Below are 23,871 nucleotides of genomic sequence, written 5' to 3'. Positions count from 1 at the left end.
AAAACATTTTTACAATTTCATAACTTTTTATTAACACCCAGTTAATAATTTTAACATAAATTTTACATTGGTAAAAGACTTTTTTCGACATTCTTTGATAAAAAATAATATTATCATAAGGACAAAAGCGCATTGTTCCATAGTTTTTTGCGCAAGCTATTTCTTTAAATAGGCAACAAAAAAGTAGAGTATGAAATTTCATACTCTACTTTTTTTATGATAATCCCTTTCCCATTATACATAAAACAGCAATTCGGCATATGTTGGCATTGGCCACAGCGCTGCATCCACCAGAGTTTCTAGTTTATCGCCGTCAACTCTTAGTCTGCCCATTGCAGCGAACACTTCATCTCTATAGAAGCAAGCCTGTTTATAAGTATCTCCGTGCATATTTGCAGCTTCAGCAGTAACTTTTTCTAACGTTGCAATATTCTTTTTGAAAGATACCAGTGTTGCAGAAACTTCACGCAGCATTTCTTCCTGAACGCTTATATCAGCATCTACTCCTGCAGCCTTAACTGCATTTATGGAAGAAGCTAATTCATTTGTGTACTTAACCACAGCAGGTAATATCTGTCGCTTCGCCATATCAAGCATGGTCAAAGCTTCAATATTAATCTGCTTGATATAGTTTTCTAAATGTATTTCATAACGTGAATGCAATTCTGTACTGCTAAATACCTTATGTTTCTCAAAGAGTTTTATTGACTTCTCACTAATTAAATAGGGTATAGCTTCAACAGTAGATTTAATATTAGGCAGTCCTCTTCTTTCTGCCTCTTCTACCCACTCTTCAGAATATCCATTACCATTGAAAATAACTCTCTTATGGTTTACAACAATTTCTTTCAGGAGGGCTTGAACTTCCGCGTTAAAGTCACTGGCACCTTCCAGTCTGTCTGCAATCTGACACAATGTTTCCGCCACTATCGTATTGAGTACCACGTTTGGACCGGAAATAGAAGCGGAAGAAGGCACCATTCTAAATTCAAATTTGTTACCGGTAAAGGCAAACGGGGATGTCCTGTTTCTGTCAGTAGTATCTTTTGGCAATGCAGGAAGTGTAGAAACACCAATCTTTAATTCTCCGCCCTGTTTAGAAGATTTTGCTGTACCTGCAACTTCTAATTGTTCTAATATATCTGTCAACTGTTCACCGAGGAAAACGGAAATGATAGCCGGCGGCGCTTCATTTGCACCCAATCTGTGGTCATTTCCCGGGTTTGCAGCAGATACTCTAAGTAATTCAGCATAATCATCAATCGCTTTAATGACGGCACAAAGGAATACAAGAAATTGTGCATTCTCATGAGGGGTATGACCGGGATCCAACAGGTTCTGGCCATCATTAGTGCTCATGGACCAGTTATTATGTTTTCCCGAACCATTAATTCCTGCAAATGGCTTTTCATGCAGTAAGCAGGCTAGTCCATGTCTTGCCGCCACCTTTTTTAACATTTCCATCGTCAACTGGTTATGATCAGTAGCAATATTGGTAGTGGAAAAAATAGGAGCGATTTCATGCTGTGCGGGAGCAACTTCGTTGTGTTGAGTTTTTGCAGATACCCCCAGTTTCCAGAGTTCGATATTTAACTCTTTCATGAAAGCAGAAATTCTTTCCTTAAGTGTTCCAAAATAGTGGTCTTCCAATTCTTGACCTTTTGGAGGCTTAGCACCGAATAAAGTACGTCCGGTGAATACAAGGTCTTTTCTTTTATTATAAAGTTCTCTATCTACAAGGAAATATTCCTGTTCAGGCCCAACAGTACTGATAACCCTTGTTGCAGTAGTATTGCCAAATAATCTCAAAACACGAAGCGCTTGCTTTGATAAGGCTTCCATAGAACGTAAAAGAGGTGTTTTCTTATCCAAAGCTTCTCCAGTATAGGAACAGAAAGCAGTAGGGATGCAAAGCGTCACGCCTGCCGCATCTTCTTTTAAGAAAGCAGGAGAAGTACAATCCCAGGTAGTATATCCTCTTGCTTCAAAAGTTGCTCTTAATCCCCCGGATGGAAAAGAGGACGCATCAGGCTCTCCTTTGATAAGTTCTTTACCGGAGAATTCCATTATCACTTTACCTTCAGCAGTTGGAGATATGAAAGAGTCATGTTTCTCAGCGGTCACCCCTGTCATCGGTTGGAACCAGTGGGTATAATGGGTTGCACCTTTTTCAATCGCCCAGTCTTTCATAGCACTTGCTACTACTTCTGCAACTGCAGGGTCTAAAGGCAATCCTTCATCAATAGTCTTTTTCAAAGCTTTATATGTCGCTTTTGGAAGACGTTCTCTCATTACAGCATCGTTAAATACATTAGAACCAAATACATCAGTTAATTTAGCAGCCTCACATTTCATAGTTGGTTTTACCCCTTTCTTTTTATTAAACTCTATAAAAAAGCAAAAAGCGCCTCATTAAAACATATATAAACATACATGTTTTAGAAACGCCATTGTTTCGATTTAAAATTTATTTTCTTATTTAAGATAATACTATGTTTCTCTTAAAAATGCAAGATAAATTTTATAAAATTTTATTTTAAAAAGTCTTCCCTAATCTTTACTACCTCGCCAGCCATCCACCATCTACTGCAATAGTATACCCATTCACATAATTAGATGCATCTGATGCGAGAAATACAACCGGTCCCTCCAGGTCTTCCGGCAACCCCCATCTTCCAGCCGGAATTCTGTCTAAAATTGCTTTGTTCCTTTCTTCATCTGCTCTCAAAGGTGCAGTATTATCTGTAACCATATATCCCGGTGCAATGGCATTAACATTAATATTGTATTTAGCCCATTCATTGGCCAACAAGCGGGTAATCCCCATTACACCACTCTTACTTGCTGTGTAGGAAGGTACCCGAATTCCTCCTTGGAAGGAAAGCATGGATGCAATATTAATAATTTTACCGCCTGTTCCTTGTTTAATATATTGCTTTGCAACAGCCTGACTGAAGAAGAAAAGCGTTTTTAAATTAATATTCATGACGTCATCCCAGTCTTTTTCAGTAAACTCAATTGCATCAGCTCTTCTGATGATCCCTGCATTGTTTATTAATATATCAATCTTTCCAAAGTTTTCTACAGTTTTATCAATGATTTCTTGTATGGGCTCTATACTTAACAAGTTAGCTCTTAATTCTAGAAACCTTCGCCCTATGCCCTCCACTTTTTCCTTTGTCTCAGACATACTCCCAGAGCTAACCCCTACAATATCCGCACCGGCATCTGCAAGTGCAAGAGCCATTCTCTGGCCCAATCCTTTGCTTGCACCAGTTACAATTGCTACTTTACCGGAAAGATTAAATTTTTCTAGTATCATTTTCCTACCTCCAATTTTATAGCCTGTATCTTTACTTCAACTCATTCATCGGTACAGCGTCCATATCCGTGAATGTTTGATTTTCTCCAACCATTCCCCAGATAAATGTGTAATTTCTGGTACCTACCCCGGAATGAATAGACCAGCTTGGAGAAATAACAGCTTCTTCATTTCTCATTACGATATGTCTTGTTTCATTAGGCTCTCCCATTAAATGGAATACAACAGCTTCTTCAGGCATATCAAAATACAAATACACTTCCATTCTGCGGTCATGGGTATGACATGGCATGGTATTCCATACATTGTTAGGCTCCAGTACTGTCATACCCATCAAGAGCTGGCAGCTTTTTAGAACCTTCGGATGGACATATTGGTAAATTGTTCTTTTGTTTGATTCTTCCAGTGAACCAAGATGAATAGGATTCGCATTGCTAATCTCAATTTTAACTGTTGGATAGCTAGTATGGGCCGGTGCACTGTTAAAATAGAATTTTGCAGGGTTACTGCTATCAGCACTGGAGAATACAACATCCTTTGCCCCCATACCAATATATAGGCCATCTCTTGCTTCGAGAGTATATTCTGTACCATCAACCGTAACAATACCCTTAGCCCCTATATTGATAATACCGATTTCCCTTCTTTCAAGGAAATAATCAGCACCTATTTCCTTGCCTGCTTCCAGCTTAATAGGCTGGGTAGGACAAACGCCTCCAACAATAATTCTGTCCACGTGGCTGTATACCATCTTGATTTCTCCAGGAATAAACAATCCTTGAATTAAAAAGTCTTGACGAAGTCTTTCAGTAGTATAGTTTTTTGCATCTGTCGGATTTGCAGCATATCTAATTTCCATAATTCAAAACCCCCTGATAAATATTTTTTTATTTAACAGCTGCTTAAATCAGCTGCAACAAACGCTTAAGATAATTATTCTCCCAACTCAAAACTCCGGCTTCCGGGCTTTTTACCACATGATTCCCGTATCATCAGTTTATGTTTGATTATAGTCTTTATACATGACACTTCATCGTCAGTTATCAATTGCAATAAATTATCCACTGCAACAGTTCCCATCTTTTTAAATGGTACATGTACGGTGGTTAACGCAGGCTTAAAATACTGGGCAGTTTCCACATCATCCATGCCAACTACAGCAATATCCTCCGGAACTTTATATCCTTGTGATTGAGCTATATGAATAAATTTCATTGCATGGGAATCACAAATCGCGAAATATGCTGTAGGCATACATTCTTTGGAAAACATTTTTCTCAAACTGTTTTCCCATTCGTCCGGTGTCTCTACTTCATAATAATACTTGTTTGACACTTTTATTTCATTTTCTTGCAACGCTTTTTTATAACCCTCCAGTTTATCCCTATCTACTTTAAATTTTTGAGGATTTCCACACACCGCAATATTTCTATGACCCTTTTGTATAAGATAACTAACCATTTCATAAGCTGCCTGCTTTAAATCTACCGCAACATAACTGATGGCCGGATCATCCATCACTCTGTTCACAAAAACATGAGGAATTCCTTTAGCAAGCAACATTTCTGCTTCTCTTTGCTCGTCTTCTATGTTTTTCCCAATAACAATGACACCCTTTAACTTTTCACCCATATTCCAGCGTGTATAGTCATGAATAATTTGCTCTCCGGTTCTTCGTACCAAATGAACTCTTACTCCTTTTTCATCTGCTCTTTGAGCAATTCCCTGCACTACTTCGGTGAAGCCTTTAAAAGATTCAAAATTGTTTGAGGTGCTTATTTCAATTACTATATTTTGCTGTTTATAGATGGCATCCGTTTTATAATTCAATTGTTCCATCGCCTGAATAATTGCCTTTTTTGCTTCTGCGCGAACATTACTGCCATTTAAAAATCTAAATACTGTACTTCTGGATACTCCCGATACTTTAACTATATCATCAATGGTTGCCACTTAACTTCCTCCTGCACCAACAAAAATATCATATAAGTGATACTTTTATTCCACTTATATGATATTATATTCTACATGTATTTAAAAATTCCTGCTAATTTTCGAATTTTGTATGAATAGTTTTGTTAGAAAATATTCTTTAACCACTCAAGCAGCTTGACAATAAATCAAATCTGCTGTTTTCTTAAATTAAAATCGAGTAGAAGCTGAATAATTATTTTATTCAGCGTCCTCTCACACCACCGTACGTACCGTTCGGTATACGGCGGTTCATTAAGATTTAATGTACAATTAGATACCTCTTTGATAAACTCTTGTAACCTATGTCTTCGAAGTATTTATTTGTAAGAGTCATATTGAGTATTTGGCTATTGGATATTCTCCAGTAGCCTTTTCTCGTATTAGCGTATATCCAGGCTTTCTGTTTTTCTAATCCTAATTTTACTAGATTATCGTATTTTGTTTTTATCTTCTTCCATTGTTTCCATATACATGCTCTTAGTCTACGCCTTATCCATTCGTCAAGGGCTTTCATTATTCTTTTCGCATCTGCTAATCCAAAGTAGTTAACCCATCCTGTCGTTATCTGATTCAATCTACGTATTCTATATTCCATACTTATTCCCTTGTTTCGATTGGTTATTTCTCTTACTTTTTCCTTAAGCCTTTTGATGGATTTTTCATGGATTCTTATTCTTACTTCGTTTTCTTTTGTGTAAAACGAGAATCCTAAGAACTTTCTTTTCCATGGTCTATCTACAGCACTTTTTGCTTCATTGACTTTTAGTTTTAATTTGGTTTCTATGAATTTCTTTATGCTTTTCATTACTCTGTTTCCTGCTGACCTGCTTTTTACGTATATGTTGCAATCATCTGCATACCGACAGAATTTATGCCCTCTTCTTTCTAGTTCTTTGTCTAGTTCATCTAACATTATGTTTGCTAATAGCGGACTTAATGGCCCTCCTTGTGGTGTCCCTTCTTCTGTTGCTACTTTGATTCCATTTATCATTACTCCTGATTCTAAGTATCTTCGTATCAGCTTCAGTACTCTTTTGTCTCCTATCCGCTTTTCTAATTTAGTCATCAGTATGTCGTGGTTTACTCTGTCAAAGAACTTTTCTAAGTCTATATCTACTACCCATGTGCATCCTTCGTTTATATATACTTCTGCGGCTGTTACTGCATCTTTTGCACTGCGTCCTGGTCTGAATCCATAGCTATTTTCCGAGAATGTATGGTCGTATATTCCACTTAGTATTTGGGCTATTGCTTGTTGTATTAGTCTGTCTAGTACTGTAGGTATTCCTAGTAGTCTTGTTCCTCCATCTGGTTTTGGTATTTCTACTCTCAGCACTGGTTGTGGTTTATACTTTCCTTCCAGTAATTGTTGCTTTATGGTCGGCCAGTTTTCTTTGAGATACGGTAGAAGTTCATCTACTTCCATCCCATCGACTCCATGGCTTCCTTTATTTGCAACTACTCGCTTGTATGCTTCTTTCATGTTTTCTCGGTCTAGTATCATTTCAAGCAGATTACTGGTGTATCTTTGTACATTGTTTCTTCTATCTTTTGACGCCGATGATATACTATGCACTTCCGCTGTCTCTTGAAATTCCATTTCTTGATTGAGCGGATAGCCTCTTTGTTGAGTTGTCTGCAGTCTTTGCATATCTTTCGAGTTCATAAGATTTCCAAAACCTCCTAATGTTCGGTCCTTCCTTATCTATTCATGACTAGATAAGTACTATGACCTCTGCTGACTTCTCAAGGTTCAGCCATACATCACTGTATGGGTTGTCATTTCGGAGTTCACTTTAATGACTCGTCCTTGAGACCTCCCCGGGTAAGAACGATAACCTTCATCTCGTCTATCTGCCAGATTTACTGTATGGAGTTCGGGTAGTGTTGGACTTCGTTTTGTTTAGCAAACTCGTCCGCCCCAATTCAGCCTCTTATCTGGTTTTTGTTCATCAGACCGAGATTTTGCCTACCACTTCCTTCAGATTCCACCTCGCGATGGACACCCTTGCGGTTCAGCTAGTGGTTCCCACTACCAAGCCCACAGCGGACTTTCACCGCCTAGTTATCGCCCATGCCGGGCGCACTAAAAAACAGTACCGTAAAAAATTACAGTACTATTTTTATATCAGGGAATTATGCAAGAGGCTGAGGTCTATAAATTAAGTGCAAAACATTGCCTTCAGGGTCTCTAAAGAAGAATGTCTTTATTCCGGCAGCGGAAACTGCAGGTTCAGAAACAACCTCAACTTTTTCTGCCAACAATTTATCAACCATTTCTTCAAAGTTATCAACCGACAATGCAAGGTGTCTGATACCACTTACCTTGTCTCCTACTACGCCTCCATTTTCTCCTGTTTTTACAAACTCAATCATCGCTCCATCCGGTGCCATAAGGAAATAGGTACCTTTTCCATTGTCGTATACCACTCTAAATTCAAACATTTTTATGTACCAATCCTTTAGAGCAGCAGTGTCCTTTGCAAAAATAGCAACATGCTCAATTCCTTTTATCACGATGATTCCTCCTTATTATTAGTTTGAAACTTAGAGCCAGGAGTTGGGAGTTCTATATTGCAGAACTCCCGCCCATTACCCTCCATTAAAATTGTCTTTCAAGGAAACTCCAGAAGTTTCCGCCAAATATTTTTTCAACGTCCCGTATAATTTCATCTTCTTTTATAATCCAGCCTGTGGCAAGAATATCACTATATTTGTCAAATAATACATCAGCAATAATTTTTCTGGAATGAGACCATTTATAAATTAACTGGTCAAGGACTCTTGCGTCTGAATGCTGAGGAATAACACTTGGGCCGAGAAGTTCAAATCTCATTCTTGTCATTTCTTCTATCAAGCTTGGATTATTTAGGAACCACCAGCAGCCAAATACCAGTAAGTTTCTGAATTTTCTGGCAGCTACACATAATTCATGCTGATTTTCCCTCGCAAGCATTGTTACCAGAAACTTATTCTTTGGATATTTCGCACATAAGTATTCTACAGTACTGATATCACTTTTACCTACACTATCCCCCGCAACTCGTAAATAGGGATTGGTTAGTTTTTTAACCCCTATCATCATTGCAAAAGGAACATTTCTTTCTCTTGAAACAGGAATGATACATTCTTCAACAATTCTCGATCTTGCTGAATCTTCTGGTACTACAAAAGCAGGTGGCAATGAAGCAGCCATATATACCGGATTCATTCTATCAATCCAGTCATTTAAGAAACGGCGAATTTCTTTTAAAGTTGATTCTGTTAATTCTTGATAAACGTCATATCCCCACTCTTTTAATCTCTTATAATTAATATCCCAGGCGTTCAATAACGGGTCAATTCTTAAAGCTGCTTTAAATCTTTCATCTCCTTTGTAGTTTCCTAACCAAGTCTTTCTTTCAGAATCTTCAAAAGGGTCATTGGTCATCACAAGGTTTTTTACGCCTGCAACTTCAAGAACCTTATCAATATATTGTTCTACAGTCATATTTTTAAAATATTCTCTAAAAGCATTTAAATCACGGCTTGCAATATCTAATCCCAACTTTTCCAATACAGTAAGCACACCTCTGCAGGCCTCACTATATGGAGAATTCTTTATAAATAATGTATCCCAAATCAAATCAGCCTGTTCCTGTTTGGACATCGCCCAATACTCGTCATAAGAAATATCCACCCAACGCATTGTTTCTGCAATAAGATAATGATAAGTTACCAGTTCATCTACACCCCATAATAATAAATCACCAAAATCCGTAGTAAACAAATGGGTATGTATATCAGTAACTTGAACATTATCAACTGCCTTATCCACTGCTTTCCTTAATTCATAAGTGTTTCTAATTACCATCTTCTATAATCTCCTTTCCCATATTTTTAAAGATTTGGAACTTTAACACGATTGTAAGCGCTTTCAAATCTTCCAAGGATATTATACTATATTGATTTGTTATTTTCAATATACAACGGTAAAAAAAATGCAAAGAACAAATTGACGTAGTTAATTTTGTTCTTGACAACTTCCAATTAATATCATTATAATAAAATTGTAAGCGCTTTCAATATATGAATGGTGATAATTATGAACATTTACGACATAGCACGTGAAGCAGGTGTATCTATAGCTACTGTTTCAAGAGTACTTAATAACAGTCCCCAGGTAAGTCAGAAAACCAAGGAGAAAGTGAATCAAATTTTAGAAAGATATGATTACACACCAAACGCTATTGCCCGGGGGCTTGTAGTTAAGTCAATGAAAACTGTTGGCGTCCTCACTATTGATATTCGTGACTTCTACTACGCAAATGTAGCCTATACTATTGAACAGGAATTTAGCAAATTAGGTTATAATGTCATCCTTTGCAACACCGGTGGAGATAGTCAGGAAAAAATCAAGTATATGAGGATGCTTTCTGAAAAAAAGGTAGACGGCCTTATTTTGGTTGGGTCGGTCTTTAGAGACAAAAATATTGATAAGGCTATATCTCAGATTGCTAAAAGTTTGCCTATTGTAATGGTAAACGGATTTCTTGAAGCGGATAATATCTATTCTATTATTTGTGATGACAGTTATGGCATTTCCATGTGTGTAGATTATTTATGCAAAAAGGGATACAAAGAAATTATATATCTGCAAGATGCTCAAACTTATAGTGCACAATCTAAGATGGAAGGATTTAAAATTGGAATGGCTAAAAACCAATTAGAACTTAAACCTTCCTCTATTCTTAGAATCGAAAGAGGAATACGCGGCGGGTATCAGGCTGTTGAACAACTTATAACTTCCCAGCAAAAGTTTTCCGCCATCATTGCCGGAGAAGATATTACCGCTGTAGGTGCTATCAAAAAATTACAGGAGATTCATAAAAACATCCCATCCGATGTTGCCGTAATTGGTTTCAATAATTCTGTCATTGCACAATGCTGCACGCCGGAACTTACTTCGGTGGATAATAAAATGGAAACCATGGGGACAGGAGCAGTCAGGATATTAAACGATGTTTTTGAAGGTAGAAATGTGCCATTTAAAACAGTCATTATGCCGGATCTGGTAATCAGGAACAGCACGTAAATGAATTGACAATTGTCTAACTAAAATAACTTTATGGAGGTACGCTTATGGAAAAGTTAAATAATCAACTGTTAAAAAGTGCTTTTAATTTTCCTGAGGATTTAAAGGTTAGTCCTAATGAAAATTTGCCGGAAAAAGTTTTACAATTTGGTGAAGGCAACTTTTTAAGGGGTTTTGTTGATTGGATGTTTCATCAACTTAATAAAAATAATTTATTTAATGGAAAAGTAGCCGTTGTACAGCCTATTCAGCATGGCTTGGTTGATATGCTTAACCGGCAGGACGGCCTTTACACATTATTCTTAAGAGGCATTCAAAATGGAAAGGTTGTAGAAGACAAGGAAATCATATCTTCTATTAGCAGAGGAATTAATCCTTATACGCAATTTGAAGAATATTTAAAATGTGCAGAAAATCCTGAATTAAGAGTCATTATTTCCAATACAACTGAAGCAGGAATTGCATATAATGCCGATGATAAATTTGACGATAAGCCACCTGCCTCTTTCCCGGCTAAATTGACCGTATTTCTATATAAGAGATTTAAAGCTTTTAATGGCGACATCGCTAAAGGGTTAATCATTATTCCTTGTGAATTAATAGACCGAAACGGGGATAATCTAAAGAAAATCGTAATTCAATTATCAAATGAATGGAATTTAGGAAATGAATTCATTAACTGGCTGGAAGATGCAAACTATTTTTTAAATACTTTAGTAGATAGAATTGTAACCGGATATCCGAGAGATGAGGTTCAAAAACTAACAGAAGAATTGGGATACCAGGATGATCTTCTGGACACTGCCGAGATTTTCCACTTGTGGGTTATCGAAGGTGATAAAAAATTAGCAGAAGAGCTTCCATTTACAAAAGTCGGCCTAAATGTAATATGGACTGCTGACATGACTCCATACAGGACAAGAAAAGTGCGAATTCTTAATGGAGCACATACCATGACAGTTTTGCCTGCTTATCTTTATGGTAAAGATACTGTTAAAGAATGTATGGATGACGAAGTTATCAGCAAATATATGAACAAAGGAATTTTTGAAGAAATTATTCCTACTTTGGATTTGCCAAAAAGTGAACTTGAAGAATTTGCAGCTGCTGTTTCTGAAAGATTTGCAAATCCTTTTATCAAGCACTACCTATTAAGTATATCATTGAACTCAACTTCAAAATTTAAAACAAGAGTGCTTCCTTCAATATTGGAATATGTGAACAGAAAAGGCGAATTACCAAAGGTTCTCACCTTCTCATTAGCTGCACTTTTAGCTTTCTATAAAGGGACTGAAATAAGGGATAACGCATTAATTGGCAGCCGGCCGGGAAATGAATATAAAATCAGCGATGATATGCCTGTTCTTGAAATGTTTAAAACCCTCTGGTCTGAATTTGACGGCAGTAAAGAAGGTACTAAAAAATTAGTAAAAGCCGTTCTCGCTAAAACAGACATGTGGGGAACTGATTTGGACAATATTCAAGGATTTACCGCTGCGGTAACCAACTATTTATATAGCATCCTGACGAAAGGGATAAAGGAAGCGATAAAGGAAGTAATTAGTGAGGGAGATTTATGATTAAAAGCGATAAATTAATCAAAATTCACGAAAAGGACAATGTCGCTGTTGCACTGGAGGATATTAAACAAGGGGAAGTTGTTGTTTTAGGTGATTTCCAGATTACAGCTAAAGAAGATATTGACAAAGGACATAAAATTGCCTTCCAGGATATTTCCGAAGGTGAGAATATTATAAAATACGGGTTCCCTATTGGCCACGCTACCCAGGCCATTGCTGCCGGAGAATATATTCACACACATAATATAAAAACCAATTTAAAGGGTTTGCTGGAGTACTCCTATACTCCTGAACTAAATCAGGATAATACTCATTTCAATAACAGTTTCATGGGATATGTGAGAGAAAATGGCGATGTCGGCGTTAGAAATGAAATATGGATAGTAAATACAGTAGGATGTGTAAATAAGACTGCTGAATTGCTGTCAAGGGAAGCAAACAAAGTATTTGCCGGCAAAACGGATGGTATATTCTCTTTTCCACACCCTTTCGGGTGTTCCCAGTTGGGCGATGACCATTTAACTACCCAAAAGATCCTGGCAGATATGGTAAAACACCCTAATGCTGCAGGAGTGCTGGTGCTGGGTTTAGGATGCGAGAATAATAATATTCCTGAATTTAAAAAGGTACTGGGTGAATATAATGACAAAAGAGTTAAATTTCTTGTAACCCAGGAAGTAGAAGATGAAATTGAAACAGGTTTAAAGCTTATCGGAGAACTGGTAGAATACGCCCAGACCTTTAAGCGGCAGGAATGCCCTACTTCCAAACTTATAGTGGGTCTTAAATGCGGCGGCTCAGATGGCTTTTCAGGAATTACCGGCAATCCCCTGGTAGGGGCATTTTCCGATTTGTTAATTCGACACGGCGGAACCACCATCTTAACCGAAGTGCCGGAAATGTTTGGCGCAGAAACCATCCTGATGAATAGGTGCATCAATAAAGAAATCTTTAACAAGACAGTAGACCTTATCAATAATTTTAAAGAATATTTTATTAAGCATAACCAGGAGATTTACGAAAATCCTTCTCCAGGCAATAAAAAAGGCGGTATCTCTACACTTGAGGAAAAATCTCTGGGTTGTACCCAAAAGGGCGGTACAGCAAATGTTGTAGATGTATTGGACTATGGTGAAAAAGTATCTATTCCCGGATTAAATCTCTTAAAAGGGCCGGGAAATGACATTATTGCATGTACCGCACTCATGGCAGCCGGAGCCCATATAATTCTCTTTACCACCGGAAGAGGAACTCCTTTGGGAGCTCCCGTACCAACCATCAAGATTGCGACCAATTCTGACCTCTTTAAACGAAAAAGCAATTGGATGGATTATAATGCCGGCCAGCTTCTGGAAGGCAAGGATATGAATACGGTTAAGAAAGACTTTTTTAACTTTGTTTTAAAAGTAGCTTCGGGCGAGATTAAGACAAGAAATGAAGAAAACGGTTATAGAGAAATATCTATTTTTAAAGATGGCGTAATATTGTAAAAATATACTCAATTGGTCAGGGCATCGACATGGGGACGGTTCCTCAGTCGCATGAAAAGCGCATTCGACAGACGAACCGTCCCCATGTCACACCTATTTTTTTCAAATTATGTTAACCAATTTATGGGGTTTTTACACAGTCTGCCGTCCCCATGTCGAAGCCCTTCTTCCTGCTGAACCGGACTTTTTCAGTGTTTTCGAACCGTCCCCAAATCGCATCCCTGAAAATAGCACCAAACCTAGAACTTGCGGCTCTCTCCGAGCTCCAAACTCTGAACTATTTTCATAATAATTATGCAAACTTTTTAAATACACTTTTTAAATACACTTTTTAAAGTCTATTGAAAAAGTTTTAGACATATGATATGATGATATTGGCAAACATAATTATAAGTTTAAATAAGGAGGACAAAAAGATGCGCGAATTTTTTAAGGACATTCCAAAAATCCAGTATGAAGGAAAAGACTCTAAAAACCCGCTGGCTTTCAAGTACTACAACCCCGATGAAGTAGTCGGTGATAAAACCATGAAGGAACATTTACGTTTCTCCATGGCCTTCTGGCACACTTTTACCGGTACTGGATCCGATCCATTTGGAACAGGAACCATGTTGCGCCCCTGGGAAAATACATCTAACGCTATGGAATTAGCTAAAGCCAGGGTAAGGGCTGCTTTTGAATTTAATGAAAAGTTAGGTATGCCCTTCTTCTGTTTCCATGACAGAGATATTGCCCCGGAAGGAAACACATTGGCAGAGACCAATAAAAATCTGGATGAAATTGTTTCATTAATAAAAGAGCTGATGCAGCAAAGCAATATAAAATTGCTGTGGGGCACAGCAAATCTATTCTCCAATCCTAGATTTGTACATGGTGCAGCTACATCATGTAATGCTAATGTTTTTGCCTATGCCGCAGCGCAGGTAAAGAAAGCAATGGAAGTAACCAAAGAATTAGGTGGAGAAAACTACGTATTCTGGGGAGGCCGTGAAGGCTATGAAACTCTTCTGAATACTGACATGGGTCTGGAATTGGACAACCTTGCCCGTTTCTTCCACATGGCGGTAGATTACGCAAAGGAAATCGGATTTACCGGTCAATTTTTAATTGAACCCAAGCCAAAGGAACCCACCAAACATCAGTATGATTTTGATGTTGCTACTGTTTTAGGTTTCTTAAGAAAATATGGTTTAGATAAATACTTCAAGATGAATATTGAGGCAAACCACGCAACTCTTGCCGGACACACCTTCCAGCACGAGCTGCATTTTGCAAGAATTAACGGTGTGTTGGGCAGTGTTGATGCCAACCAGGGAGATATGCTGTTAGGATGGGATACTGACCAATTCCCTACCGATATATATACTACAACCCTTGCGATGTATGAAATATTAAAGAACGGCGGACTGCATTCCGGCGGCCTGAACTTTGACTCTAAGGTAAGAAGAGCTTCTTTTGAGCCTGTAGATTTGTTCTACGCCCATATCGCCGGTATGGACGCATTCGCCCGGGGGCTGAAAGTTGCTTACAAACTACTTGAAAGCAAGGAACTCGAAAACTTTGTTGCAGAAAGATACAGCAGCTACAGGGAAGGCATCGGTAAAGATATCGTAGAAGGTAAAGTAGGCTTTAAAGAATTAGAAAAATATGCATTAGAAAATAGCCAGATCAAAAATACCTCCGGCAGACAGGAAATGTTAGAAACTATCTTGAATCAATATATTCTTGAGGTGTAATGATAAAGGTGAAAATATGTTAAAACTAAATATTGTAGATCAGGAAACCATAAAGGATGCCAATAAAAAAAAGATTCTGAATCTTTTGTACAAGAAAAGAGAACTCACAAAACAGGATATCGCAAAGGAAACAGGAATCAGTATTCCTACTGTCACAAATAATATCAACGAGTTAATTGAAGAAGGCATTGTAGAAGAAGCCGGAGTAGCTGTTTCAACAGGCGGAAGGAAACCTGTAGTAGTCCGCTTTCTTCCCCATTCCAGATATTCTTTTGGTGTTGATTTTTCTTTAGAAAGCGTTAGAGTTATACTTACAGATCTGGATTCGGAAATCAAATACGATGTATCCTTTGAAACGGATGGCTTTAAAGATGTGCATAAAATTATTATGCACATCCATTCCATTATTGAAAACGCAATGTCTGAATTAAGTATCCCGAAGGAAAAGATACTGGGTATTGGTTTTTCACTCCCCGGCACTGTTAATGAAGAAGAAATGGTCCTGGAAATAGCTCCGAATCTTGGGGTTAAGAACATTGATTTTAAACAGTTTTCTGATATACTCCACTTCCCTCTCTATATCGAAAATGAAGCAAATGCTGCTGCATATGCCGAACTTACGCTGGGAATTGCAAAACAGATGCGTAATTTGGTTTACGTATCTATTACTCACGGAATAGGCGCAGGTATTGTTATTCAGGACCACCTGTATAAAGGAAAAAATAAAAGAGCCGGTGAATTCGGCCATATGACTGTGGTGGCCGGCGGTAAACAATGCAAATGCGGAAAAAATGGCTGCTGGGAGCTATACGCTTCCGACAGGGCTCTACTGGCAGATTATAACCACAGGACCAAACATAAGATTACATGCCTTAAAGATTTTCTTGTGCTGCTTCAAAACCATGATATACTTGCACAACAGGTCTGGGATAGTTATTTAGATTATTTGGCCATTGGCATTCAAAATATTATTTTAGTTTTAGATCCTCATTATGTAATCATCGGCGGTGAAATCAGCCAGTTTGAAGATATGCTGTTGGAACCGTTAAAAGAAAAGATATTTATTAAGAATAGCTTCTACGGCAGGGATGATATAAAAATATTGCTATCCAAGCTTAAGGAGGATTCATCTATTTTAGGAGCCTCTCTTCTCCCTCTTCAGAAGTTATTTTTCTTAAATGAAAAAATTATATAAGAGAATTAGTATTCAGAGGAGGAAAAACAATGGCATATTTACTTGGTATTGATATTGGTACCTCAGGTACTAAAACAGTCTTATTTGATATCCAGGGTAATTCAGTAGCCAGTGCATTAGGCGAATATCCCCTATATCAACCCCATGTAGGATGGGCAGAACAAAACCCGGAAGATTGGTGGAATGCAACTGTCAGTACTATTCAAGCAGTTATCCATAAGAGCGGGGTCAAAGCTGAAGATATTAAGGGTATAGGCTTATCCGGACAAATGCACGGTCTTGTTTTACTGGATAAGGATCATAATGTTTTAAGGCCATCCATTATATGGTGTGACCAGCGGACAGGCAAGGAATGTGAACAAATTACAGAATTAGTTGGAAAAGAAAAACTCATAGAAATTACTGCCAACCCTGCCTTAACCGGTTTTACTGCTTCCAAAGTAATGTGGGTTAAAAATCATGAGCCTGAATTGTATGAAAAAGCGACAAAAATCCTGCTTCCTAAAGATTATATACGTTTTATGCTTACCGGAGAATTTGCAACAGAAGTTTCTGATGCCAGCGGAATGCAGTTCTTGAACGTAGCAGAAAGAAAATGGAGCGATGAAGTATTAACCAGGTTGGGAATCGACAAAGTTTTACTTCCTGAAGTATACGAATCACAAGAAGTAAGCGGTAGAGTATCTTCCAGAGCTGCAAAACTGACAGGTTTAGCCGAGGGCACTCCGGTTGTCGGCGGTGGTGGCGATCAGGCTGCCGGGGCTGTTGGCAATGGTATCGTCAAACCTGGCATTGTTTCTTCCACCATTGGAACATCAGGCGTTGTATTTGCTTATACCGATAAAGTAACCATTGATCCTTATGGCAGGGTGCATACTTTCTGTCATGCTGTACCAAATACCTGGCATGTAATGGGCGTTACCCAGGGTGCAGGCTTATCCCTTAAATGGTTTAGAGATAATTTCTGCATGCCGGAAAAGGAAACCGCAGAATTAATGGAAGTAGATCCATACTATCTCATGGACCAACAAGCGGATAAGGTAAAACCCGGCTGTGATGGACTGCTGTATCTCCCCTACCTGATGGGTGAAAGGACACCACATCTTGACCCTGATGCTAAAGGTGTATTCTTCGGTTTATCAGCCCGCCATACCCGCAGAGACATGTTACGGGCAGTTATGGAAGGTGTTAGCTACAGCTTGAAGGACTGTATGGAAATTATCAAAGGAATGGGTATAGAGGTAAATGAAGTCAGAGCTTCCGGCGGCGGCGGAAAGAGCAAACTCTGGAAACAGATGCAGGCAGACATGTTTAACGCCGACATCGTAACCATAAATTCCAGCGAAGGCCCGGCACTTGGTGTAGCCCTGCTGGCCGGTGTAGGAGCAGGTATTTATTCCAGCGTACCCGAAGCTTGTGAAGCAGCAATAAAGAGAGTTAACACCCAATCGCCAATTGCAGAAAACGTATCAATCTATAATAAATATTATCAAGTATATGGAAATCTATATCGGGCATTAAAAGATCAGTTTAAAACGATATCTGAAATAATTAACACTAAATAATATGATAAAATTTCTATCATTAAGAGGAACTAGATGATCCCCCCTTTTTTTTGCAACTTGCATATGGAATCACAATAAAAGGAATAGGTCTTTTACGTTTACCTATTCCTTTTATTAATCTAATTTTTTATCCTCTTCTAAATAATAATAAATATATGAATCATTCGTAATATAATGCTTATATTTAGGCTCTATAATACAGATAATTACGAAGGTGACACAGAACCGTCCCCTGTCATCCACTGTCATCCTCCCAAACTTGTACTTGACACAAACGGAATGCATAATTTGCTTTTCATTTTCATTGGTTTGTGGTATATTGTTCATAGTAGCAAGTCCTCCTAGTTGTGAAATTTATGTTGTTATTTAGCAATTACATCATACCACAATTATGAGGATTTTGTTATATATAATTGTCTTAAAGTGTTGAATTTTCAAGATTCGATAGCACATTTATAGGTGCGAAGTTTGAGTAAATAAATTATGGGAAAATATATATCAATCCTTCAAAACCGCTTGTAGCAATAACTTCCCACTTGATATCAAGTGGGTCAGCAGTGCTATATAACAGTATTTGAGTTATAAGACTATTTATTTGCATACAAATTTAAGAGAATAATAAAATCTTTAAAAAATGTAACATTTTCCTTTTTGTTATAGTCATATATAATAGACTTATTATTAAAAGGAGTGAGATAGTTTGAAAAAATCGGCTTATCATCTTATAATTGGTTTCTTTATAATATTTTCATTGATAAGCGTTATTATAACAAAAGAGTTCACTGTTACGTCAAATATACAGAGTATAGAAGAAAGTATTGAAGGATTTTTGAGTACAAAAAATATTAATGGTCTAATAAACATACACAAAGTTACTGATATAGACAATAAAAAACTTGTAGTTTTTGAATTGAATAACAATATAGGTGAAGCTGAATTTATAAGAGGAATTAACGGAAAATATAAAATCCTTAGCACTGGATACGGAACAAATTTTATTAGAAGAAGAATATTAAAAACTAATAAAGCTAGATACCTAACAATTATTGGAAGAAACTATAATAAAAAAATTAAACGAATAGACCTTGTTTTAGAGAATAATAATTATACTTTTTCAATTCCTGTTGAAGATGAATATTTTATATACCACAAGATGATTACAGATGATTCAATGAATATGATGCTTGATAAAATAATCCTCATTGATAAACAGGGAAATGATATTACAGATAAAATTTACACTAAATATAAAATGAGGTAATGCAGCAGACAATATAATAAAAACCCCTCCTCTATTTCCTGAAAACTAAAAGGACAGTAGCAAAATTTGCACTGTCCTTTTATAAGTAATATTTACCATTCTTTCCAATCTACATATGTAGGATCAGAATTATCATAAACTGAAGTTGGAGTCACTGAAGGAACACCCCAATTTATAGAATAGCTTCCTACAAGCTTTTGGTGAGCATAGTTTCCACCGCAGCTCAACCAACCTGTATAAGTAGAATTTTGGCAACGTGTTCTAAAAATCATATAACCACTGTAAAGTTCTACTTTTGTATTGTCTCCTGCATAATCATAATCTTGAATGTCTAGTTTAAAGCCCATTCCTTGACCATCAGGTTGCTTAAAGTGAGCGTCAGTTAATGTCTTTGAATAAGAAGCTAAAAGAGAATCATAGGAAGTATAGCAGAAGGCAATAGGGACGGTTCTCATTGTTAAGATTTGCTAACAGCAGTTTTATTAATACCTGTTATCCTAAAATATATCCAGAACAGACATAACTTCTAATTTCCCTAGCTCTGTTCAAGTAATCTATCAACAAGAACCGTCCCCTCTGTCACGCCTCTGTCATTCATTTTTTTGGAGGATATAATAACTACTTCTATCCGATAAAAATACTTATAGATTTAAAATATATTCTTTCGAAATAAAATCGCTAAAAGTGCAACATGTGCGACATGGGGACGGTTCGTCAGTCGCAGCCCTGAGCAGTTAAACACTTTTTCAGCAGTTTCGAACCGTTCCCATGTCACATAGATAATTATGAAAGTGACATAGAACCGTCCCTTGTCATGTAAACAAGGCAATAGGGACGGTTCTCATTGTTAAGATTTGCTAACAGCAGTTTTATTAATACCTGTTATCCTAAAATATATCCAGAACAGACATAACTTCTAATTTCCCTAGCTCTGTTCAAGTAATCTATCAACAAGAACCGTCCCCTGTCATCCGCAGAACCGTCCCCTGTCATCCGTCCCCTGTCATCCTGTCATCCATAATGATGTACAAGCCTGATGCATTAAGCCTATAAGCAAAACTGTTGATATAATGTTCCCTATAAATACTATTACTATAAATAAAGGTAAAAATTGTACTTTAGCACTATCGGACATAGTCATAGTAGATATCACAAAAAACATATACAGTACATGAGATATCAAAAATAATTTATATCTATTATTAATAACTTTACAGAATTCAACATGTCCTTGTTGCCAAGCTATATTAAATACTCCTTTACATATATTATATATTATAAATGCATATATAACCATTGACATAACTATTAGCAAGTTATCAAAAACAATCCATAAATTTGTTCCATTTTTAATAATAAAAAGTTGATATATATTACTACATACTGATAGAATAAAAATATAAAAAGTAAGGTTTCTCGCAAGCTTAAAATGATTGTCACGATAAGCAAGTTTGCATAATCCAAAATATATCATACTATATCCTATTACATTGAACCAAACAACTCTTAAAATTCCATAAATAAATATAATAATTAGCCCCCAAAAAATTCTATTAAATCCCATTATAAATTCCCCTCATCATAAAAAATACTATTCTGCAGAAAACTCACAGATATTGAATAATAGAAATGATATCCACAAACATTAAATTGGTATTTATGGATATCTAAGTTGATAATGATACTATAGATATCGCATCATTAGCTTAGCTTGACGCTAATGATGCCTTATCTATATATTTTGTGCCTATGTAAATTTAGTATTTATTAATTTATATAATGATTTATAGTATAGGTTGCTACATCGCCATCAATAAATCCTACGCCAATTTTACATTTAATTTCATAATCTTTTTGATATACCACTACTATATCTTTTACTCCAAAAAGTTTATATGTGTATTCTCCGCAGAAACAATAGGAAACAATAGAGAAACAATAGGGACGGTTCTCATTGTTAAGATTTGCTAACAGCAGTTTTATCAATACCTGTTACCATAAAATATATCCAGAACAGACATAGCCTCTATTTTCCTAGCTCTGTTCAATTAATTTATCAACAAGAACCGTGCCCATTATTCCTGTTGCTTTTGACTTTGCAAGGGGCAGGTATATCTGAATATTTGAGAGTTTGTTTTGTTTGGAGGTCTTATATGCATCATGACTTATCTCCCCCCCCTTTTCATTTGTTCTTATGCTATTTTTCAATCGAAGAATCAGTAATAATCCTTCGAAATAGCAAATCATCAGTTAGAGACAAGAAGCATTCTTTTACTGGAATGATATTCTAAATATTTCTGATATTTAATTATATTACTAATATTACCTTACCATAGCTTGTACCAAATTTCGACTGTACTTTAGTACAGTTTTTCACTCTACAGAAATCAGTTTCTTCTGCAAAGCTTTCACTATCGCTTCTTCACTACGTTCTACACCCAATATCTTATACATATTGGCTTTATGAAATTTGACTGTTCTAATACTAATATACAGTGCTTGTGCTATCTCTTTCTCGTTATGTCCTTCGGCCATCAGCTGCAAAATTTCCAACTGCCTTGACGTTAATTTGACAGCTTCCTTATCACTGCTGTCCCTGTGACCCTTCGTTTTCCTATGAAATTCATATACAATTTCATAGGGCAATAGCTCCGTAATAGCCATTAATTCTTTTTGCATTACTTGACCTACAGTCGATACATCAAGATATCCTATAATTTCACTACCAATATGTAAAGCTGTTGCGTAGCAATACCACTGCTTCAAAAAGTTGCAGTAATGCTGTTCCGGCTTCATATATACCGCTGTTTGCAATTCCATCGCCATTGATATGGCATTGGTACCGCAGCTTTCTTCCGCAAATGACATTCCCGGTTTTATATGATATTTTTTAAACTGCTGCTGAATCTGCTTACTGCTATCTACTTCCAACAAAATACCCTGTGCATCTATTAACATGAAAGCATATTGCCCTGTAATGGAATACTTTATCTTTCTAATACAATCTTTAAAGATTGAGATAAGTTGTTTATGTTTTTGATATAATGATTGAAATTCTATGCTAGGTAATTTAATCTTTGGCTTTGAAATGCTCTTTGACAGACCATTTTTTATACATCTGTCCCATGATAAATATATCTTCTCTTCCATGGTATCTCCTCCCTATTTCTTCCCCCTTCTATAATTAATTATAAAGACAAAAAACATATACCATCCTCGCCATCTTAATTTATACTTATGAGCATTTTTTAACATAATATGACTATGATACTATTATACAAGAAACTTTTTAGCGAAAATTGCCATAATCTGTCGAATACGGTAATTAATAAGCTAGACAACAAAAATAGAAGGCAATAGAGGCAATAGGGACGGTTCTCATTGTTACGATTTGCTAACAGCAGTTTTATTAATACCTGTTATCCTAAAATATATCCAGAACAGACATAACTTCTAATTTCCCAAGTAATCTAAGAACCGTCCCCTCTGTCAGTCCCCTCTGTCATGAGCCTGAATTGTATGAAAAAGCGGCAAAAATCCTGCTTCCTAAAGATTATATACGTTTTATGCTTACCGGAGAATTTGCAACAGAAGTTTCTGATGCCAGCGGAATGCAGTTCTTGAACGTAGCAGAAAGAAAATGGAGCGATGAAGTATTAACCAGGTTGGGAATCGACAAAGTTTTACTTCCTGAAGTATACGAATCACAAGAAGTAAGCGGTAGAGTATCTTCCAGAGCTGCAAAACTGACAGGTTTAGCGGAGGGCACTCCGGTTGTCGGCGGTGGCGGCGATCAGGCTGCCGGGGCTGTTGGCAATGGTATCGTCAAACCTGGCATTGTTTCTTCCACCATTGGAACATCAGGCGTTGTATTTGCTTATACCGATAAAGTAACCATTGATCCTTATGGCAGGGTGCATACTTTCTGTCATGCTGTACCAAATACCTGGCATGTAATGGGCGTTACCCAGGGTGCAGGCTTATCCCTTAAATGGTTTAGAGATAATTTCTGCATGCCTGAAAAGGAAACCGCAGAATTAATGGAAGTAGATCCATACTATCTCATGGACCAACAAGCGGATAAGGTAAAACCCGGCTGTGATGGACTGCTGTATCTCCCCTACCTGATGGGTGAAAGGACACCACATCTTGACCCTGATGCTAAAGGTGTATTCTTCGGTTTATCAGCCCGCCATACCCGCAGAGACATGTTACGGGCAGTTATGGAAGGTGTTAGCTACAGCTTGAAGGACTGTATGGAAATTATCAAAGGAATGGGTATAGAGGTAAATGAAGTCAGAGCTTCCGGCGGCGGCGGAAAGAGCAAACTCTGGAAACAGATGCAGGCAGACATGTTTAACGCCGACATCGTAACCATAAATTCCAGCGAAGGCCCGGCACTTGGTGTAGCCCTGCTGGCCGGTGTAGGAGCAGGTATTTATTCCAGCGTACCCGAAGCTTGTGAAGCAGCAATAAAGAGAGTTAACACCCAATCGTCAATTGCAGAAAACGTATCAATCTATAATAAATATTATCAAGTATATGGAAATCTATATCGGGCATTAAAAGATCAGTTTAAAACGATATCTGAAATAATTAACACTAAATAATATGATAAAATTTCTATCATTAAGAAGAACTACATGTTCCCCCCCTTTTTTTGCAACTTGCATA

Annotated in this window: 20 protein-coding genes and 1 pseudogene; 8 read left to right on the top strand and 13 right to left on the bottom strand. The window is 37.1% G+C overall.

The features are described 5' to 3' along the window. Positions 1-234 precede the first annotated feature (234 nt). From CIB29_RS01460 to CIB29_RS01430, 7 genes are all read right to left on the bottom strand, one after another. Positions 235-2,355, bottom strand: a complete 2,121-nt coding sequence (locus tag CIB29_RS01460; RefSeq protein WP_094546077.1) for a glutamine synthetase III family protein — start codon at positions 2,353-2,355, stop codon at positions 235-237. 205 nt (positions 2,356-2,560) lie between these two features. Then, positions 2,561-3,322: a 2-dehydro-3-deoxy-D-gluconate 5-dehydrogenase KduD gene (gene kduD / locus CIB29_RS01455; protein ID WP_094546075.1), complete on the bottom strand. Its 762-nt coding sequence runs from the start codon at positions 3,320-3,322 to the stop codon at positions 2,561-2,563. A gap of 31 nt (positions 3,323-3,353) precedes the next feature. Next, complete coding sequence (gene kduI / locus CIB29_RS01450; RefSeq protein WP_094546073.1) at positions 3,354-4,181, bottom strand: 5-dehydro-4-deoxy-D-glucuronate isomerase; 828 nt, start codon at positions 4,179-4,181, stop codon at positions 3,354-3,356. Between the two features lie 74 nt (positions 4,182-4,255). Beyond that, positions 4,256-5,275: a LacI family DNA-binding transcriptional regulator gene (locus tag CIB29_RS01445; protein ID WP_094546071.1), complete on the bottom strand. Its 1,020-nt coding sequence runs from the start codon at positions 5,273-5,275 to the stop codon at positions 4,256-4,258. Positions 5,276-5,555: 280 nt separating this feature from the next. Continuing rightward, entirely contained in the window at positions 5,556-6,962 is a 1,407-nt protein-coding gene (gene ltrA / locus CIB29_RS01440; protein WP_094546069.1) for a group II intron reverse transcriptase/maturase, read from the bottom strand. 470 nt (positions 6,963-7,432) lie between these two features. After that, entirely contained in the window at positions 7,433-7,813 is a 381-nt protein-coding gene (locus CIB29_RS01435) for a VOC family protein (RefSeq protein ID WP_157910177.1), read from the bottom strand. An 85-nt stretch (positions 7,814-7,898) separates the two neighbouring features. Further along, the gene (locus tag CIB29_RS01430) at positions 7,899-9,149 is read right to left on the bottom strand and encodes a glucuronate isomerase (protein ID WP_094546065.1); all 1,251 of its coding nucleotides are present in this window, start codon (positions 9,147-9,149) and stop codon (positions 7,899-7,901) included. Positions 9,150-9,380: 231 nt separating this feature from the next. On the opposite strand from CIB29_RS01430, the gene CIB29_RS01425 reads away from it, so the two are divergent. The 6 genes from CIB29_RS01425 (at position 9,381) to xylB (CIB29_RS01400) (ending at position 17,936) form a co-directional block, all read left to right on the top strand. Next, positions 9,381-10,370, top strand: a complete 990-nt coding sequence (locus CIB29_RS01425; protein ID WP_094546063.1) for a LacI family DNA-binding transcriptional regulator — start codon at positions 9,381-9,383, stop codon at positions 10,368-10,370. Positions 10,371-10,417: 47 nt separating this feature from the next. Continuing rightward, entirely contained in the window at positions 10,418-11,950 is a 1,533-nt protein-coding gene (locus CIB29_RS01420) for a tagaturonate reductase (RefSeq protein ID WP_094546061.1), read from the top strand. Further along, the gene (locus CIB29_RS01415) at positions 11,947-13,440 is read left to right on the top strand and encodes a UxaA family hydrolase (RefSeq protein ID WP_094546059.1); all 1,494 of its coding nucleotides are present in this window, start codon (positions 11,947-11,949) and stop codon (positions 13,438-13,440) included. Before CIB29_RS01420 ends, CIB29_RS01415 begins: the two co-directional genes overlap by 4 nt. A 416-nt stretch (positions 13,441-13,856) precedes the next feature. Next, positions 13,857-15,176, top strand: a complete 1,320-nt coding sequence (xylA, locus tag CIB29_RS01410; protein ID WP_094546057.1) for a xylose isomerase — start codon at positions 13,857-13,859, stop codon at positions 15,174-15,176. Between the two features lie 16 nt (positions 15,177-15,192). Beyond that, positions 15,193-16,371, top strand: coding sequence for an ROK family transcriptional regulator (locus CIB29_RS01405; protein ID WP_094546055.1), 1,179 nt, complete (start codon positions 15,193-15,195; stop codon positions 16,369-16,371). Between the two features lie 29 nt (positions 16,372-16,400). Then, positions 16,401-17,936 carry a xylulokinase gene (xylB, locus tag CIB29_RS01400; protein WP_094546053.1) on the top strand — a complete coding sequence of 512 codons (1,536 nt, stop codon included), beginning with the start codon at positions 16,401-16,403 and terminating at the stop codon, positions 17,934-17,936. A 114-nt stretch (positions 17,937-18,050) separates the two neighbouring features. Here the strand turns inward: xylB (CIB29_RS01400) and CIB29_RS01395 are convergent, their stop codons facing one another. Continuing rightward, positions 18,051-18,263 (bottom strand): hypothetical protein, encoded by a 213-nt coding sequence (locus CIB29_RS01395; protein ID WP_094546051.1) that lies wholly within the window; start codon positions 18,261-18,263, stop codon positions 18,051-18,053. Between the two features lie 373 nt (positions 18,264-18,636). Here CIB29_RS01395 and CIB29_RS01390 point away from each other — a divergent pair, with 373 nt between their 5' ends. Next, entirely contained in the window at positions 18,637-19,197 is a 561-nt protein-coding gene (locus CIB29_RS01390) for a hypothetical protein (protein WP_094546049.1), read from the top strand. A 92-nt stretch (positions 19,198-19,289) separates the two neighbouring features. Here CIB29_RS01390 and CIB29_RS01385 read toward each other — a convergent pair whose 3' ends face one another. From CIB29_RS01385 to CIB29_RS01370, 5 genes are all read right to left on the bottom strand, one after another. Then, positions 19,290-19,652 (bottom strand): hypothetical protein, encoded by a 363-nt coding sequence (locus tag CIB29_RS01385; RefSeq protein ID WP_094546047.1) that lies wholly within the window; start codon positions 19,650-19,652, stop codon positions 19,290-19,292. A gap of 548 nt (positions 19,653-20,200) precedes the next feature. Further along, a complete protein-coding gene (locus CIB29_RS01380) occupies positions 20,201-20,761 on the bottom strand; it encodes a hypothetical protein (RefSeq protein ID WP_094546045.1) in 561 nt (186 codons plus the stop codon). 203 nt (positions 20,762-20,964) lie between these two features. After that, the gene (locus CIB29_RS01375; RefSeq protein ID WP_094546043.1) at positions 20,965-21,183 is read right to left on the bottom strand and encodes a hypothetical protein; all 219 of its coding nucleotides are present in this window, start codon (positions 21,181-21,183) and stop codon (positions 20,965-20,967) included. A gap of 48 nt (positions 21,184-21,231) precedes the next feature. After that, entirely contained in the window at positions 21,232-21,405 is a 174-nt protein-coding gene (locus CIB29_RS18815; RefSeq protein ID WP_198543700.1) for a hypothetical protein, read from the bottom strand. A gap of 165 nt (positions 21,406-21,570) precedes the next feature. Next, positions 21,571-22,347, bottom strand: a complete 777-nt coding sequence (locus CIB29_RS01370; protein WP_094546041.1) for a LuxR family transcriptional regulator — start codon at positions 22,345-22,347, stop codon at positions 21,571-21,573. 353 nt (positions 22,348-22,700) lie between these two features. On the opposite strand from CIB29_RS01370, the pseudogene xylB (CIB29_RS01365) reads away from it, so the two are divergent. Then, positions 22,701-23,807, top strand: a pseudogene (xylB, locus tag CIB29_RS01365) (xylulokinase); the annotation flags it as partial. Between the last annotated feature and the right edge of the window lie 64 nt (positions 23,808-23,871).

The organism is Petroclostridium xylanilyticum, from assembly GCF_002252565.1.
GTDB lineage: Bacteria > Bacillota > Clostridia > SK-Y3 > SK-Y3 > Petroclostridium > Petroclostridium xylanilyticum.
This window is presented reverse-complemented; position numbering and strand designations above follow the sequence as displayed.

What these genes read in the sequence shown, in the direction of transcription:
- ltrA (WP_094546069.1), bottom strand. Translation starts at nt 6,962, where the DNA reads ATGAACTCGAAAGATATGCAAAGACTGCAGACAACTCAACAAAGAGGC.
- kduD (WP_094546075.1), bottom strand. Translation starts at nt 3,322, where the DNA reads ATGATACTAGAAAAATTTAATCTTTCCGGTAAAGTAGCAATTGTAACT.
- xylA (WP_094546057.1), top strand. Translation starts at nt 13,857, where the DNA reads ATGCGCGAATTTTTTAAGGACATTCCAAAAATCCAGTATGAAGGAAAA.
- CIB29_RS01460 (WP_094546077.1), bottom strand. Translation starts at nt 2,355, where the DNA reads ATGAAATGTGAGGCTGCTAAATTAACTGATGTATTTGGTTCTAATGTA.
- xylB (WP_094546053.1), top strand. Translation starts at nt 16,401, where the DNA reads ATGGCATATTTACTTGGTATTGATATTGGTACCTCAGGTACTAAAACA.
- CIB29_RS01385 (WP_094546047.1), bottom strand. Translation starts at nt 19,652, where the DNA reads ATGAGAACCGTCCCTATTGCCTTCTGCTATACTTCCTATGATTCTCTT.
- kduI (WP_094546073.1), bottom strand. Translation starts at nt 4,181, where the DNA reads ATGGAAATTAGATATGCTGCAAATCCGACAGATGCAAAAAACTATACT.
- CIB29_RS01420 (WP_094546061.1), top strand. Translation starts at nt 10,418, where the DNA reads ATGGAAAAGTTAAATAATCAACTGTTAAAAAGTGCTTTTAATTTTCCT.
- CIB29_RS01405 (WP_094546055.1), top strand. Translation starts at nt 15,193, where the DNA reads ATGTTAAAACTAAATATTGTAGATCAGGAAACCATAAAGGATGCCAAT.
- CIB29_RS01430 (WP_094546065.1), bottom strand. Translation starts at nt 9,149, where the DNA reads ATGGTAATTAGAAACACTTATGAATTAAGGAAAGCAGTGGATAAGGCA.
- CIB29_RS01425 (WP_094546063.1), top strand. Translation starts at nt 9,381, where the DNA reads ATGAACATTTACGACATAGCACGTGAAGCAGGTGTATCTATAGCTACT.
- CIB29_RS01380 (WP_094546045.1), bottom strand. Translation starts at nt 20,761, where the DNA reads ATGGGATTTAATAGAATTTTTTGGGGGCTAATTATTATATTTATTTAT.
- CIB29_RS01395 (WP_094546051.1), bottom strand. Translation starts at nt 18,263, where the DNA reads ATGAACAATATACCACAAACCAATGAAAATGAAAAGCAAATTATGCAT.
- CIB29_RS01415 (WP_094546059.1), top strand. Translation starts at nt 11,947, where the DNA reads ATGATTAAAAGCGATAAATTAATCAAAATTCACGAAAAGGACAATGTC.
- CIB29_RS01370 (WP_094546041.1), bottom strand. Translation starts at nt 22,347, where the DNA reads ATGGAAGAGAAGATATATTTATCATGGGACAGATGTATAAAAAATGGT.